This is a genomic window from Clostridium beijerinckii (assembly GCA_003129525.1).
Taxonomy (GTDB): domain Bacteria; phylum Bacillota; class Clostridia; order Clostridiales; family Clostridiaceae; genus Clostridium; species Clostridium beijerinckii_D.
Window position 1 is genome coordinate 3,751,795 of the sequence record CP029329.1, and the last position, 15,780, is coordinate 3,767,574.

The 15,780-nt window shown below is 28.5% G+C and carries 13 protein-coding genes and 1 pseudogene; 3 read left to right on the top strand and 11 right to left on the bottom strand.

What is annotated here, in order from left to right; all coding sequences use genetic code 11:
• Positions 1–225: 225 nt before the first annotated feature.
• Both ftsE and DIC82_16920 read left to right on the top strand, forming a co-directional pair.
• Entirely contained in the window at positions 226–912 is a 687-nt protein-coding gene (gene ftsE / locus DIC82_16915; GenBank protein ID AWK52570.1) for a cell division ATP-binding protein FtsE, read from the top strand.
• Entirely contained in the window at positions 902–1,795 is an 894-nt protein-coding gene (locus DIC82_16920) for an ABC transporter permease (GenBank protein AWK52571.1), read from the top strand. The genes ftsE and DIC82_16920 overlap by 11 nt, the downstream gene beginning before the upstream one ends.
• Positions 1,796–2,096: 301 nt before the next feature.
• On the opposite strand, the gene DIC82_16925 is transcribed toward DIC82_16920, so the two are convergent.
• The 3 genes from DIC82_16925 to DIC82_16935 all read right to left on the bottom strand — a co-directional run bounded on the left by DIC82_16925 (position 2,097) and on the right by DIC82_16935 (position 4,922).
• Positions 2,097–3,488: a two-component sensor histidine kinase gene (locus tag DIC82_16925; protein AWK52572.1), complete on the bottom strand. Its 1,392-nt coding sequence runs from the start codon at positions 3,486–3,488 to the stop codon at positions 2,097–2,099.
• A complete protein-coding gene (locus tag DIC82_16930; protein AWK52573.1) occupies positions 3,485–4,168 on the bottom strand; it encodes a DNA-binding response regulator in 684 nt (227 codons plus the stop codon). Before DIC82_16930 ends, DIC82_16925 begins: the two co-directional genes overlap by 4 nt.
• Positions 4,169–4,433: 265 nt before the next feature.
• Entirely contained in the window at positions 4,434–4,922 is a 489-nt protein-coding gene (locus DIC82_16935) for a permease (GenBank protein ID AWK52574.1), read from the bottom strand.
• A gap of 465 nt (positions 4,923–5,387) precedes the next feature.
• Here DIC82_16935 and DIC82_16940 point away from each other — a divergent pair, with 465 nt between their 5' ends.
• Positions 5,388–5,660, top strand: coding sequence for a Fis family transcriptional regulator (locus tag DIC82_16940; protein ID AWK53119.1), 273 nt, complete (start codon positions 5,388–5,390; stop codon positions 5,658–5,660).
• Between the two features lie 128 nt (positions 5,661–5,788).
• On the opposite strand, the gene ric is transcribed toward DIC82_16940, so the two are convergent.
• The 8 genes and pseudogenes from ric to DIC82_16980 form a co-directional block, all read right to left on the bottom strand.
• Positions 5,789–6,499 (bottom strand): iron-sulfur cluster repair di-iron protein, encoded by a 711-nt coding sequence (gene ric, locus DIC82_16945; protein ID AWK52575.1) that lies wholly within the window; start codon positions 6,497–6,499, stop codon positions 5,789–5,791.
• Positions 6,500–6,641: 142 nt separating this feature from the next.
• On the bottom strand, positions 6,642–7,058 hold the full coding sequence (locus DIC82_16950) for a flavodoxin (protein AWK52576.1): 417 nt from the start codon (positions 7,056–7,058) through the stop codon (positions 6,642–6,644).
• A 437-nt stretch (positions 7,059–7,495) separates the two neighbouring features.
• On the bottom strand, positions 7,496–8,209 hold the full coding sequence (locus DIC82_16955; protein ID AWK52577.1) for a Crp/Fnr family transcriptional regulator: 714 nt from the start codon (positions 8,207–8,209) through the stop codon (positions 7,496–7,498).
• A gap of 301 nt (positions 8,210–8,510) precedes the next feature.
• The gene (locus DIC82_16960; GenBank protein AWK52578.1) at positions 8,511–10,214 is read right to left on the bottom strand and encodes a hydroxylamine reductase; all 1,704 of its coding nucleotides are present in this window, start codon (positions 10,212–10,214) and stop codon (positions 8,511–8,513) included.
• Positions 10,215–10,624: 410 nt separating this feature from the next.
• A complete protein-coding gene (locus tag DIC82_16965) occupies positions 10,625–13,186 on the bottom strand; it encodes a Ryanodine receptor Ryr (GenBank protein AWK52579.1) in 2,562 nt (853 codons plus the stop codon).
• Positions 13,187–13,224: 38 nt separating this feature from the next.
• Positions 13,225–13,470 carry a hemerythrin gene (locus DIC82_16970; protein ID AWK52580.1) on the bottom strand — a complete coding sequence of 82 codons (246 nt, stop codon included), beginning with the start codon at positions 13,468–13,470 and terminating at the stop codon, positions 13,225–13,227.
• Positions 13,471–13,608: 138 nt separating this feature from the next.
• A pseudogene (locus DIC82_16975) lies at positions 13,609–13,740 on the bottom strand (oxidoreductase).
• Between the two features lie 117 nt (positions 13,741–13,857).
• Positions 13,858–15,516, bottom strand: a complete 1,659-nt coding sequence (locus tag DIC82_16980) for a hydroxylamine reductase (GenBank protein AWK52581.1) — start codon at positions 15,514–15,516, stop codon at positions 13,858–13,860.
• Positions 15,517–15,780 lie beyond the last annotated feature (264 nt).

Here is a 15,780-nt window from a genome sequence, read left to right on the forward strand (position 1 = left end):
TTCCATAAAAAACTACATAATTTCTACATAATAATACGTTATTATATTACATAAATAAAAAAGAATAATTATATATAGTGAAACTTGATTCAGATGGGTTTGATCACATCTGCATCTTAGCTGAACTTATCCATGATTTTAGTACAATTCAACACCAGCTTAAAATGTTGTGTATTAGTAGCAGTTAGCTAATGGATAAAATAACTTATAATCGGAGGATTCCTAATGATTAAATTTGTAGATGTTACCAAAGTGTACGATAACAACACATTGGCTCTTAAAAATGTGAATTTGACTATAGAAAAAGGTGAATTTGCTTTTTTGGTAGGTCCAAGCGGATCTGGTAAATCAACAATTATAAAAATGCTTTTTAAAGAGATTGAACCAACTGATGGTAATTTAATTCTAAATAATACTGATGTAACCAATTTAAAGAAAAATGAAATTCCTTTTTACAGAAGGAAGATCGGTGTAATATTTCAAGATTTCAAACTAATACCAACTCTTAATATTTATGAAAATGTAGCTTTTGCATTAAGAGTTACTGGAGCTAGTAATAAAGATATAAAAAATAAGGTGCCTATAGCTTTATCACTAGTTGGATTATCGAGTAAATTTAAGTCATTTCCAAATGAATTATCTGGTGGTGAACAACAAAGAGTATCAATTGCTAGAGCTATAGTTAATAATCCTGCTCTTTTAATTGCAGATGAACCAACAGGAAATCTTGACCCTGATACTGCTATGGGAATAATGGACACGCTTAATAATGTAAATAGAAATGGTACAACAATTCTTATGGCCACACACGCAAAAGATATTGTAGATGAAATGAGAAAAAGAGTAATTGCTATTGAAAATGGAACTATAATAAGGGATGAAATTAGGGGGACTTACGATTATGATAATTAATTTATTTAAACATTATATTATAGATGCAATAAAGAGCTTGAGAAGAAACAAAACTATAAGTTTAGCCTCTTCTGTTACTGTGACTGCAACATTGTTTATAATGGGAATTTTCCTTATATTAATGCAAAATGTAAATATAGGAATGAGTAATGTACAATCACAAATTGAAATAAAAGTATTTTTAGAAGAAAATATCAATAGTACTCAACAAGAAAATATAGAACAAGATCTAAAAAAAATTTCCGGAGTAAAAGATATTCAGTTTGAAGATAAAGCTGATGCTTTAAAGAAATTTACTGAACAAATATCTGAAAATGATAGTTCTTTATTAAATGGCTATGGTGATTCACATAATCCACTACCCAATTCATATATAATTAAATTGGAAGATCCTCAAGTGTCTGAACAGGTAATAAGTCAAATAAAGACTATGCAAGGCATAGAATCTATTGGTAATGATAAAGAGTTTACAGATAAGTTAATTTCTATATCGAAAAATGTAAAATGGATTGGAATTGTTTTATTCATATTAATGGTAGCAGTTTCAGTATTTTTAATTAGCAATACTATAAAATTAGCTATATATTCAAGACGTAAAGAGATTGGCATAATGAAATTTGTTGGTGCAACTGACTGGTTTATAAGATGGCCCTTTATTATCGAAGGTGCAGTTATAGGACTTATAGGATCCATTAGTGCTAATGTTCTACTATATTATGTTTATAAATCAGCTTTTGTAAAAATAAATGAGAATTTACTTTTAGTAAACTTACTATCCCCTTCGTATATTACTCAAACTCTTCAATGGCAATTTATATTAGTAGGTATTATTATTGGTGGGTTTAGCAGCTTATGGTCTTTATTTAAGTTTTTAAAAGTTTAAAATTTATATGCTAAACTTATAAAGAAAGTGTATTGAAATCTAGTTATTTTACTAGCTTTCAATACACTTTTTTATTATAAAATTTTTCATTCATTTTATTTTATCATCATTAACATGTGTTTTATTGGATTGTGTTTTTTAGCTTCTCCATTTTTATTGTTTCCGTGACAATTCATAACATTTCACTCCCTATATCTTCATTATATATAACTTTTTAAATCAATCCCTCCTTGTATACATCTTAACTAAATAATGTGAAGATTAAATGAAGATGATTATAAATTTAAAGATTTAATACTAACTACCTACTAGTCAATATTTCACTATTTTTATTTAAACATACGGTAAATGTAGTCCCTTTATTTTCCTTACTTTCTACATCAATAGTTCCAGAGTGTAGTGTTAATATCTTCTTCACGATAGTAAGTCCTATGCCACTACCTTCAATTCTTTGTCTACTTTTATCTCCACGATACATTCTTTCAAAAATAAAAGCCAAATCTTCTTTTTTAATACCCATACCATTATCCTTAATTTGAATGATAACAGAATTTATGTCACTACTAAGATTGATCCACACTGTTCCATTAATATTAGTAAATTTAATTCCATTAGATATTAAATTTATAAAAACTTGTTTTAAGTTATCATAATCACCTAGTACTGTAAAGTCCTTATTTTCTTCTTTATTCATAATTAATTCTATATTTTTTTCATCAGCTGCAATAGAAAAGTCGCTAATCACAGTTGAAAGAAGTTCATCCATATTAACCAATCCTAAATTAAGAGCTATTTCATCTGCCTCAATTTCCTTTAATGCATTTAAATTATTTAAAAGCTTTCCGAATCTTATTACTTCATCATTTAAATTATTAAGTTTATCAGGTGTTGTAGGTATTATCCCATCTATCATTGCTTCTAAATTATTTTGCAATACATTAAGAGGAGTTCTTATTTCATGAGATATATCTGAAATAAGTCTCTTTCGGAGCAAATCTTGACTATTAAGTTTGTCACCTAAAGAATTTATACTCTCAGTTAAATTTCTAATTTCCATAATGTCACTTTTTATATTTGATCTGGAATCATAATTACCTCTTGATAGATTTACAGAAGTATTTGAAACTTCTTTTATAGGTTTAGAAAATTGTTTTGATAAAATCAAACTTATTATTGATACTATTGCTAAAGTTAATACACCACTAAATACAATGCCCTTATTAATCTCGATTTTAAAACTTATATCTTCCTTTGAAAGTAAAACAGGTGAATACTGCCCAACTAAAATAGTTCCTACTGTTTTTCCGTTTACATTTATATCGAAATTACTAGAGGTATAAACTCCTTTTTCCTCTGTTCCATTTAACATAATATGATTTTTATATTTTATATCATTTGGATTCATTTCCCATACAACTTTTCCATTTGTATCTAAAAGAGTTAAGCAATAGTTGCTCATATACGCTTCATGCATCATCTCTTCTCCTGAAGTTGAATCCCAATTTCCATCTCTCTTATAAATTTGCTGAAAGTATTCTACCAGCCTTGTATTCCTTTTATTTTGTGTATCCTCCATATAATTATTGAAAGTATTGTTTATAGTTACATTAATTATTACAGCAGATAAAAGTACAGCAACTACAGCGCAAAATATTATAATTATACTTAGACGTTTTCTAATGCTGTGCTTCATTTCTCATCACCAAATTTATAACCAACTTTTGTAACAGTAATAATGTATCTTGGTACTTTACTATCTTCTTCAATCTTCTTACGTAAATTCTTAATATGGACATCAATAATTCTATCAGAGCCATCAAAATCAATACCAAATACTCTTTCTATTATTGCTTCTCTTGTAAATACTTTTCCTCTATTTGAAGCTAAAACATATAATATATCAAATTCATTTGGAGTTAAATTCACTTCTTCTCCATTTAACTTAACAAATCTCTTATCACTATCAATTATTAATTTCTCATCATCAATTGAAAGAATATTATCTTTGCTACCATCTACTCTTCTAAACAAAGCATTTACACGAGCGGTAAGTTCTCTTGGGCTTAAAGGTTTTGTTAGATATTCATCAGCTCCAATATTTAAGCCCTCAATTTTATCGCTTAGAGTAACTTTAGCAGTTAGCATAAAAATGTATACGTCTGATATTCTTCTAAGTATCTTGCAAACTTCTTCACCATCAATATCTGGCAGCATTAAATCTAAAATTACAAGATCAATTCTTTCTTTTCTAAATAATTCTATTCCATCTAATCCACTTTCAGTAGCGTAAACTCCATATCCTTCTTTTTTAAGGTATGCTTTTAAAATATCTGATACACTTTTTTCATCTTCAATTATTAAAATATTATTCATAGCTTCCACCCCATATAGTTTTCTATTAATATTACATTATTATATACTAATAACTTAACATAAACTTATGAATTTTATATGTAAATCAATATATTTTTTCATAATTTTATTTAAATTTTATAGTTTACTTATAGATATTTATAGTCTTAAATTACAAATATGAAAGTTATTCTTTTGAATAGAAATAGAGGCAGAAATAAATCCTACCTCTTAATCTCAAATTAAATTTAAATGCCACTTTGAACATATATAAATAATATATTTATTACATCATAGGCATATTTGACATATTGCTTATAATTTCTGGATTTACCATACCAAATATCATTGCAACATGTGCAACAACTAGAAATCCACTAATAAGAATAAAATGAATTTTCGTTTTTTGTTCTGATGTTTTGTTTTTAAATATTATTCCAAGTTCCATTAGCGAAAGAGGAAGAAGAAAAACAACACCAGATAAATAAAAACCAACGGCTAATACATCTATTATTCCATGCCATCCTCCAGTACTAGTTAATGGGATGACTGCTGTAGAAAATAGATAAATAAAAATACCTGTGAAGAATAATCCATCAAAAATACCAATAATTTTGTTGAATGTTCTTAATCCACCGCTTTTAGTTTTGTTAAATAGTATAAAAAATTCTGAGATTGTAAGTGCTTCAGCACAAATAACTGGTATAGCCATAAAAATAATTAAATTCCAAGGCTGATTGTCTGCAAGTAGTGACATGTAATGTGTCATATTCATAATTAATACCTCCATCTAAGTTTTATTAACTTATTTTACTAAATTCATATGAAGATTTTATGAAGATTTATTATATTGGAATAATTTTTCTTATTTTTCATCAGTAAAATCACTAATAATACTTGTAGCTACCATCCTAATTGATGTTTTAATTTATATTATAAGCTCTTATAATTCATCAAATTCTAGAAATACAGCATCTCAAAAAAAATTCTGTCAAAACACTATAAGTTATTCACTTTTAATTCAACAATAACCTGATACCTTAGTAGGATGTGGAATGCACGACTTGCTCACCTTCTTTTTAATTCAAGAGATATAGGTAATGCATTATTGAAATAGACCTATTTAAAGGTATATAATGTTTCTAGATAATAAAAGAACTATTTGTGAAAAATTTCAAATTACTATTAAACTAACCACAGGAAGGTGATTAATATAAAAACAGAGCATGAAAAAGAAATCATTGATAAAAATAATAATAGATTAGTCTCTGAAACTAAAAATCCAAACATGTTATCAGCTGCCTTTATGATTTTTATTTTCCCAATAATCTCTATATTTTTAGGAGTGTTTGTAGGAGGTTATATAGGGAAATCTATTGGAGCATCTATTAAGTTTTCTGAACTTATAGGAGGATTAGTGACTTTTGCATTGGCAGTGGTAATAATAAAGTTATTTGACAAATCTCTAAAAGCAAATAAAAATACAGAGAAAATTTATTGGGATGATTTATAGTAAACTATTAATTATTAATAATCTTCTTATTGATAATTAATAGCAGTAAAGCTAAGATTTTAATATTAATTTTTAAATTAACATTAAAATCTTTTTTCACTTTATTAAATGCAACTAGAATAAATTCATTATTTCTTTAATTCATAAAGTCTTAGAAATAGTATATTATTTTCTAAATGTATATGCTGAAATAAATCTGATTCCATTTCTTGAAGTTTAGCGTAAGTTATTCTGTAAGTATTGCATCCATCAGCTGGAGCATTATAATCATTAGTTATAGTTCTTAATTCTTTAAGGATATTACCTGCTCCAGTATGCTCATCTTGCAATTGCTCGATTATATTTATTGCTTTATTTAAATCAACTTCGCTATTACTTCTTAAATATGCTTTAATTGCTGGATATTGAATTGTTTCTTCTTCTATTAAATGAGCATCTAATGTCATTTTAATAGTATGAAATAACTTGTGTACTTTTGAAAGTTCAGGATGATGTTCTCCATGTACTCTTAATATTTTAGTTGTTAATTCACTTATTTTAGGAAGGTTCTCGTAAAGATACCCATGATGTACATTTACTATATGATCAACCAATTCATCCAAAGGTACTTCCATCCAATTTCTGTCTTTTAAGTTAATATTATTTTTAAATTTTTCATATGAGCTATTAATTTTTTCCAATAGCTCTGCTTCATTAACTTCGCTCTCTTTTATAGCTGCAATTAATGATCTATCTCCGCCGCAACAAAAATCAATTTTATATTCTTTAAATATATCTGCAGCATTTGGAAACCCAGTTACTATCTCTCCAATTTTTTGATTGCTATTAAATGTATTCATTTATTTATTCCTCCTCTAGTTATATCTTATTAATTTATTGTATTTAGAAACTTAATTATATCTTTGAACTTATTTTCTTTAATATTTTCCTACTAATAAAAACATTTATTCTAAACTCCATAACGTCACGGAAAAATTTCTCTTATTTTGCTATTAATTTTCCGAAATTCATACATTTTTCTTGATTTTCTCCTTCAGGATATTCTTCTGATGTTAAACCTTCACTAATTAATGTGGCTCCATATGATTCCATTCTCTTTTCCCATTCTGTCATCCACTCACCAGTCCCCCATCCAAACGAGCCAAAAAGTGCAACTTTTTTCCCTTGGATATTTCCTTCTAATGAATTAACAAAAGGTTCCATTTCACTTTCTTCCAATTCTTCAACGCCTGAAGCTGGACATCCCAAAATAAGTATTTCTTCATTTTTTACATCATCAAGTGATGCTGATGATACATCAACTAATTCAGCTTTTTTTCCTTCCGATTCTATTCCTTCTAATATTAATCTTGCCATTTTTTCTGTATTTCCTGATTGGCTCCAATAAATTATTTTCATATTAATTCCTCCTAAATCCACTAGTTATTTTTAAATTTATTTTGTAATTTATCTTGTTTAACTTATGATATTATTATAACTTCATTGATTTTAATATAATGTGATTTGAATCAAAACTTAAATTAATATTTATTTTCTCAACTATTGTAGATAAAACAATATTAAAGCTATAAATCTAATAATAATTTTTTATACTAAACTAAGAATAAGAGGTAGGCTTTTTCACAGTATTGCATAAAAAAAATTAGCTGTAGGTTTCTTTTATATTAGAAGTTGTTCCATTCCACACATATGCATGTTTCAAGTTTGCCTTAGATACATGCATTGTTGGCGGAACTTCTAATATTAAAAATCCACAGCTAATTTTTTGGCAATCGTAGAAAAGACCTCCCTCTTATTTGGGTAGTTTCTTCCTTGAGCTTACTTTTAGTTTTATTTTATATATAATCTTTTAAGCCTTCTTGATCTAAAATTATAATCTTTTTTGTTCCTACTATTTTTATTAATTTCTCTTCTTCAAACTTCTTTAATTTTCTACTTATCGTTTCCCGTGTTACTCCAATAAAATTTGCCATATCTTCTCTTGATAGTGGTAATTCTATTGATATATTATTTTCTATAGATACTCCATATTTGTCTATAAAATCCGTTAATAAATAAGCCATTCTTGAATCAACATCATTAGTTGCAAGATTCTGTACAAGACTTTCTACCTTTGCTAATCTTTCTCCTACAGTTTCTAATACTTTTATTCCAATCTCTGGCTTTCTCATAATTATATCTTTCATTTCATCTTTAGTGAGAGTACATATCTTAGAATTTACTATTGCTTTAGAATTAAATCCATACTTGGAAATCTTTATTAGTTCTAATTCTCCAAAAAAGTCTCCTTCTGAAAGTACATGCAATATTTGTTCCTTACCATCTTTAGTGTACTTATATAATTTTATCTTTCCTTCATTTATAAAATAAAGTGTATTTGCAACATTTCCTTCAGTAAAAATAATATCGCCCTTACTATATTCTTTATGATTAATAGTTTTTACAATCTCTAACAATTCTTCATTATTTAAATTTTCAAATATTGGGACTTTGCTTGCACAAAGTCCTCCTCTACAATTATTACAGCAATTGCCACAATTATTATTCATAACATCACCCTCCTTTATTAATTAACGGATTTACCTGAGTTCGGCACAATCAAAAAATTGACCTAATAGGCTTGCTATGAGGCCAATTCACCTCCTTGCCTAATGAAAAATATTCATTACAACTTTTGACTTGTTATTTATTTTCATGTGCCTTATATGTAAATTATACTATATAACTATAACAAATATATGTAATTAAAAACAAATCCTAGCTGCAATTAAGTAGCTAGGATTCTGTATTATATAGATAGAGTCATTTTATATTTTGTATGTCAATTATTTTTTAAACTCATACTATCTATTAAGCTTCCATAAACATCTTCATGTCATCTTCTACATTAGTGATTCCACCAATTCCAAAGTTATCTATTAATACTTTAGCAACATTTGGTGAAAGGAATGCTGGAAGTGTTGGTCCTAAGTGAATGTTTTTAACACCTAAGTGTAATAATGATAATAATACTATTACAGCTTTTTGTTCATACCAAGCTATGTTGTATGATATAGGTAGGTCATTTACACTCTTTAATCCAAATACTTCTTGAAGTTTTAGTGCTATAACAACTAATGAATATGAATCATTACATTGACCTGCATCTAATACTCTTGGAATTCCACCAATGTCACCTAAGTTTAATTTGTTATATTTATATTTAGCACAACCTGCTGTTAATATAACTGTATCTTTAGGTAATTTTTCTGCAAAATCAGTATAGTAATTTCTTGATTTAGCTCTACCGTCACAACCAGCCATTACAAAGAATCTCTTTATAGCTCCAGTTTTAACAGCATCTACAACTTTATCAGCAAGTGCTAAAACTTGGTTATGAGCGAATCCACCAACTATTTGTCCTTTTTCTATTTCAGTAGGTGCTTTACATTTTTTAGCCATTTCTATAAGCTTAGAAAAATCTTTTGTTCCATCAGCCTTAGCTTCTATATGTGCACATCCTGGCATTCCTGTCGCACCAGTTGTAAATAATCTATTTTTGTAAGAATCCTTTGGAATAACTATACAGTTAGTAGTCATAAGAATTACTCCATTAAACTTTTCGAATTCTTCTTTTTGTTTCCACCATGCATTACCGTAGTTTCCTGCAAAGTGACTGTATTTCTTGAATTTTGGATAATATTGTCCAGCAAGCATTTCACCATGAGTATAAACATCTACTCCAGTTCCTTCTGTTTGCGCAAGTAACATTTCTAAATCTCTTAAATCATGTCCTGAAATCAATATTCCTGGGTTAGTTCTAACTCCAATATCTACAGTTGTGATTTCTGGATGTCCATAGCTTTCAGTATTAGCTTTATCAAGTAATGCCATACCATCTACACCAAATTTTCCTGCTTCTAGTGCAAGTCCTACATAGTCATCAACAGTTAAAGTATCATCAATTGTAGCTGCTAATGCCTTTGCCATAAATGCGTGAACTTCTTCATTATTGTATTTTAAGTTCATAGCATGTTTCATGTATGCAGATAAACCTTTTAATCCATAAGTTATAAGTTCTCTTAAACTTCTTATATCTTCATTTTCAGTTGCAAGTACTCCAACTTTTTCAGCCTTTGCCTCAAAGTCTATTGTATTATCAGCAGTCCAAGTAGCAGCCTCTGGCATTATCATTTCTGTAGTTTTCATTCCAAATATTTTTTTGAAGAAACCACCAGTTACTTTTACTTCTCCAACAGTACCACCAGCCTTAACAACTTTAGCTTTTAAAATTTCTCTAAGCTTTAAAGTTTCTCTTACTCTATCTAAAATAGAATCTCTATCAAAATTTGCATTTGTAATTGTTGTAAATAAGTTTTCTGTTACGAATTTATCAACTTTAGCATCTATAACATTAACTTTTCTTCCTTCATTACTTACTATAGCTAGTCCTTTAGTTGCATATATTAATAAATCTTGAGCCTTTGCTACATATTCATCTTTACCGCAAACTCCCACTTTAGTACATCCAGTACAACCTGCTGTTTCTTGACATTGATAACAAAACATCGACATATTATGTCCTCCTATTTTTCTTTAAATATTTTAATATATAAGTTTTAAAAACAATTTACATTTTAATTGTCTATAAGTAAATTAAGTATAAAATATTAATTTACACTTATATGAATTTAATAATTTATTGTTGTTATTTCTCAACTTCAACAATTTAAAGTTTACTATATTCTTTTAAGCATCTATGTAACATACGTTACTAACTTAGATTTAATGTTTTTTTATTTCTATGTTAGCTCTTTGCTACATTTATATATTACTAAAATACTCTGTTTAAATCTGTAACAACGGTTACGTAATTAGAAAAATAAAAAAATGCCGTCCTTTTAGCCACTTAATTCTTTACTAAATACCTGAATAACTAAAAGAGATACTTGATTCCTAGTACTCTGAATCAAATATCTCTTTGCTTATAGTTTAGTTTCACAATAACACAAAAATTTTAATCGTTCTATTTTAAAATTTGATTTAGCTAATATTTCTGGCCAATCCTTAACCATCTTATATACCTTATCTTTCTTATCACTTGATAAATTATCCCAAGTTACAAGTGCAGAATCAGTTTTTTTCGTATTATCTTTAACTTCATCATACTTCCAACCAGACTTTTTCCTATGTCTATACCAACTCATATGTTCATTTTTAGCTAAGACTTCTAATTCTTTAGTTGTAAATTCTATAAATACTTCGCTTTCTTTAACATAAACAACATCATAATTGATTTTGAGTAAAGCATTAGGGATGTTTTTTGCTTGATGCCTAATAGAGTTTTTAAGATCTTCACTTAGTTCCTGCCATGACATAGTATAATCTAAATCCGTGTTTTTATTATTTTCATAAATAGCCTTTGCAAGACTCTCAATTTTCTCACTATAGAATGCATCATGCATTAAATGACGTAAAAATTGTTCTTCATCTACATGTAATTTTAATTGTTCTTTAGACGGTAGATACGATTGTTCCCACTTTTTCGCATTAGTCAACATACTCATTTCTAATATAGCTTCCATAGATCTTGATTCATGTTTATATCTTCTAATTTTAAGTAATGCTCTTAGTACACCATCATCAATTTGAGCTTCTCCATTATCATTTATAAGATGATCTACTTTACGTTCCAATAATGAACGTAGCAACATTGCTCTTCGAATTATAAATAACTGATCCCATTTCTCATCAGTTTGATTCGGTCCAAGAATATTTACATAACCTCTTAGACGACTTACAAAGTCAGGACCTTTTGCCCCTTTAAATCCAAGTAAAAACTGTTTTTGTTCATTTTCATCTTCAAAGTCTTCTCCACAAAATTCTTTAAAAGTGCTACTTGTTCCACCTGCAAATACAAAAATAGCTTTACCTATCGGATGAATAGAGTCTCCTTCTCTAAATGCACCATCTTGCATAGGTGCTAAAAAATACTTTAACCATCCAAGCTTTCCTTCAAGTGCAGAATCAAATTCATCAAAAAATACTAGTGGAATTTTTCCTTCTAATACAATATCTCTTACCTTATGAAAAGAGTTTATTAAATCTAATGGTGTACGGAACTGAGATAAATTAAAATCTAATTTTTTAATTAAAGTTGGTGCAATACTATTAGCCACTTCCAATATACCAAAAGATTTTCCAGACCCTGGTGTTCCAAATACTGCAATAGAAAGAGGCCTAACGGTATTCTTGGTAGATATATACTCTAACATAAGATTTTTAATGCTTCTATAACTTTCTATTTCTGTCTTATCCACTGTTGTTAATTTCCCAAATTGAGCTAATGGTATAAATTTCAGTGCATTTTTTACTCCATTTTTAACTATATCATAAGCTATTTCAGCTAAATTAGTAGAACTTTTATCCTTTAATATGTACCAACAAGAACGACAGTTAGAATTAAGTGAAATAGGCACTAATACATCTTGTACATGATCCTTATGTATAAAATCCTCTTCCTTTTCAATGAATATTGAAGGATTAGGAAATGAATGTTCTTGAATATTTTCTCCAAAGCCTTCAATAAAATATTTCTGAGCTGAGACAATTCCTTGACGTATACCTGTGCCTATTGATTCATATAATTCTTCATTATCTTGACTACCTGAAACAATAGCACTTGCAAGTCCTGCTACAAAACAGGATGTAAGTCCAATCATTTTACCCTGTGTATCTTCAATAAAACTTCCTTCAAATCCATAAGGTAGAAAATACAATCTAGTTTCAGGTATACCTTCATTCCTATAATAGATAGCACCTTCAAGACCAAAAGGTACTATAATATGATGACAATTTGCAAGAAAAGCCAGATTAGGATTGTTACTCATTTGCCAAACAAAATCTTGAGCGGTTCTTTCCCATGACAGACTTTTGCTTATATTAACTCCCTTAGATCGCAAATCATCCCCATTTATAATAACTATTGTTTTTTCATTGTGAAACTTCTGTAAGTGTTTCCAAAGTTCACTGGAATCCATGGGATTATTCATTTTATATAATATAGTTGGTGATGTTTCGACTGATTTTAAAGCTAAAGGCCAAAAATCCTTACTAAAATTAAAGCCATTATTTTCATCATCTAATATAATCATATCTGCGCTCGGATCATCGTCCATAATAGGCAATAACCTCGGCATACCAGACATAGATTCAGTAAATCCCATTAAACGCTTTATTCTATAAACATTGCTACTATTATTTTTATTATCATATTTAGGGAAAATATCTAACTCTGCCGTAGAGCTAAGAAATTCTCTTTGCCAAATTGACTCTATATCACGTATCTGTGGTGAAAATATAGAAGCTCCTGTTGCCAAAGCTACAAGTTTCGATAGAAGTAATGCTTCTCCTGGCTTCAAAGTACTATGCATGTTCAAATGAGTTTGCCAGTTTAAACTTGAATTCGCCATTGGATATGTTACCCACTGCAACATATTTATACATATATCACCTGATACCACAATTTTCATATTTTTATTTTCCATTTTCAAACTCCTATCATAATGAATTCTTGTATAGGATGTTAATTGTGCTTTTGTTTCTTTGTAATTCCTATTCGCCATATTTCAGGTCCTTGTTTTAAATATTCCCACTCAAACTGTTCTGGAAACTTCATCATAAACTGCTGATAAAGCGGACGCGGATCATGATCATTTATAAGTTCCATTGTTTCACCCAATGCTAATTCTTCAAAAGCTTTAAAAATAACTGATTTCTTCTTTCCTTTTTCATAGATTCTAACATCTACACTTGCAGCAAAACTTGACATATTTAATTCCTCCTTAATTACGTTTTATTTCTTTTTATAATATTATAACCATTGCTTTACATTTTTAATGTGATTCATATCACATCATCTAAATTTGCATATAATTCATTTATTAATATTATTTTCAGTTATTTAAAAGAAACCCTTCTTTTCTCTCTTCACACTTATTCTATAAAATTCTTCATTAGAATTTATAGACAATGTATATTGTCGGGGTTTAGTGAAAGTATTATCTTCATTTTTAATTGTAATAGATATAAATTGTCTGCTTTTAACTCAGGGAGTTTACTTCTAGTTAACTTTGTACTTTGTATAAAACATATAGCAAAAAACTATCTCAAAAATAAATTTAAGATAGTTTTTTATTTAAATTCTTATTACCTATAGTTATATACCTTGTTGTAAGCAAGTTTTTAAATCATCATCAGGTTCACTTATTGCTTGTAAGTTAAATGTATCGACTAAATATTGTAATACATTAGGACTTATAAATGCTGGTAGTGATGGTCCAAGGAAAATTCCTTTTACACCTAATGAAAGTAATGCTAGTAAATCTGCAACTGCTTTTTGTTCATACCATGATAAAATTATTGATAATGGTAATCCATTTACACTTGTATCAAATGCATCTGCAAGTGCTGTTGCAATTCTAACTGCTGAATATGCATCATTACATTGACCTACATCTAATAATCTTGGAAGTCCAGCAACTTCTCCAAAATCTAATTTATTAAATCTATATTTACCACATGCGAGTGTTAGGATTACACAATCTTCTGGAACCTTCTTTGCAAATTCAGTATAGTAATTTCTACCTGGTCTTGCACCATCACATCCACCTATTAAGAAGAAATGTCTGATTTTACCTTCCTTAACTGCATTAACAATTGCTTCTGCATGACTTAGGGTTGCATGATGACCAAAACCAACAAGAATTTCCTTTGGTTCTTCGCTTTCTTTAAATCCACCAAGTTCTAATGCTTTTTCTATTATTGGTGTAAAATCTTTATATCCTTCTTTATCAGCTTGAATATATTTTACTCCATCCCATCCAACTACACTTGTTGTAAAAATTCTATCTTTATATGTTTCTCTAGGTCTCATTAAACAATTTGTGGTCATTAAAATACAGCCTGGTATTCCATCAAATTCTTTTTGTTGATCTTGCCAAGCACCACCATAGTTTCCTACAAGGTGTTTATATTTTTTAAGTCCAGGATACCCATGACTAGGTAACATTTCACCATGAGTATATATGTTAATTCCTTTTCCTTCAGTTTGTTCTAATAACATTTCTAAATCTCTTAAATCATGACCAGAAACAACTATAAATGGTCCTTTTTCAATATGTACATTAACTTTGTGAGGACTTGGGTTCTTATAAGTCTCCGTATTAGCTTCATCTAATTTCTTCATAACAGCTACACTCATATCACCAGTTCTCATAGTCATTCGAATTAACTCTTCAACACTTAAATTATCATTCGTTGTACATTCTAATCCTCTAAAATAGAAATTATCAACTTGATCATCATAATAATCTAAACATCTTGCTTGATGTCCATATGCACTTATACCCTTTAAGCCATAAACTATTGTTTGTCTAAGTGATCTTACATCAGCATCTAAATCTTGATCAAACATAATTCCAGCTCTTTTTGAATCCTTAAGCATTTCTTCCTTAGTTTCACTTAAATTATAAGTTGCTTGTTCTGGGTAATCTTTGTCATCACCCACTCTATCTCTCAAATTTTCTTTTATTTTTTGAGAATCTTTAAGCATTTCTACATGAACTTCTGCATCGAAATTAACATTAGTAAGTGTTGTAAATAATGAATTTTCTACAAAACTAACAATGCTTTTGTCTATTTCTTCTCCTTTTTCTATAAGGTCCTTTGCATAACAACTTATTCCTTTGCATTGATATATAAGCAAATCTTGAAGATTGGCTATTTCAGGTGTTTTTCCACACACACCCATTTTAGTACATCCTTTTCCCCCTGCTGTTTGCTCACATTGATAACAAAACATAGGATTTTCATCCATAAATATCACTCCTTAAAATCTTATCTATATTATTATTTGTATAAATCAGCTTTATATTCTCTATTACATAAAATTGATTATAATTCAAAGAATCATTTCTAAAACTTTTAAGTTCTTGATGTTCTACAATCATAGCAAATTCATCTTGCTAAATGTTAATACCTAAAATAAAAAAATCCTAACTACAATTACGTAGCTAGGATTCTGTATTATAAATAATATTATATTTATAGGGTGCAATTTATTATACTTTTTATGTTAATC

Bases quoted from the DNA above. Each gene is read 5' to 3' on its own strand.
- ftsE (AWK52570.1), top strand. From the start codon at position 226: ATGATTAAATTTGTAGATGTTACCAAAGTGTACGATAACAACACATTG.
- DIC82_16920 (AWK52571.1), top strand. From the start codon at position 902: ATGATAATTAATTTATTTAAACATTATATTATAGATGCAATAAAGAGC.
- DIC82_16925 (AWK52572.1), bottom strand. From the start codon at position 3,488: ATGAAGCACAGCATTAGAAAACGTCTAAGTATAATTATAATATTTTGC.
- DIC82_16930 (AWK52573.1), bottom strand. From the start codon at position 4,168: ATGAATAATATTTTAATAATTGAAGATGAAAAAAGTGTATCAGATATT.
- DIC82_16935 (AWK52574.1), bottom strand. From the start codon at position 4,922: ATGAATATGACACATTACATGTCACTACTTGCAGACAATCAGCCTTGG.
- ric (AWK52575.1), bottom strand. From the start codon at position 6,499: ATGAATACATTTAATAGCAATCAAAAAATTGGAGAGATAGTAACTGGG.
- DIC82_16950 (AWK52576.1), bottom strand. From the start codon at position 7,058: ATGAAAATAATTTATTGGAGCCAATCAGGAAATACAGAAAAAATGGCA.
- DIC82_16955 (AWK52577.1), bottom strand. From the start codon at position 8,209: ATGAATAATAATTGTGGCAATTGCTGTAATAATTGTAGAGGAGGACTT.
- DIC82_16960 (AWK52578.1), bottom strand. From the start codon at position 10,214: ATGTCGATGTTTTGTTATCAATGTCAAGAAACAGCAGGTTGTACTGGA.
- DIC82_16965 (AWK52579.1), bottom strand. From the start codon at position 13,186: ATGGAAAATAAAAATATGAAAATTGTGGTATCAGGTGATATATGTATA.
- DIC82_16970 (AWK52580.1), bottom strand. From the start codon at position 13,470: ATGTCAAGTTTTGCTGCAAGTGTAGATGTTAGAATCTATGAAAAAGGA.
- DIC82_16980 (AWK52581.1), bottom strand. From the start codon at position 15,516: ATGGATGAAAATCCTATGTTTTGTTATCAATGTGAGCAAACAGCAGGG.